Below are 284 nucleotides of genomic sequence, written 5' to 3' on the forward strand. Positions count from 1 at the left end.
ATCTTAGCGAGCGCATCAAAACCATCTGTAGCGGTGATGACGGTACAGCCAACTTTTTTTAGCAGAGTCTCTGCGGTACGACGAATAGTCTTACTATCGTCGATAACCATAATTTTAAGGTTTTCGAAATTATCTTCCATTATCCAGCAGCCTAAGGCACTTGAAGAACAATTAGCGTCGGGTCTGACATGTCTTGTACGCGACGCACTACGATATTCCAAGCCTGAACTTGTCAAACCTGGTATTTACTTTTCACGGTCACGATACAAAATTCGGCGACCATT

The 284-nt window shown here is 43.3% G+C and carries 1 pseudogene; it reads right to left on the bottom strand.

Annotated features, from left to right (window positions below):
- Positions 1-140, bottom strand: a pseudogene (locus A3763_RS04310) (response regulator); the annotation flags it as partial.
- Positions 141-284: the final 144 nt, after the last annotated feature.

The sequence above is a fragment of the Oleiphilus sp. HI0128 genome (genome assembly GCF_001635365.1).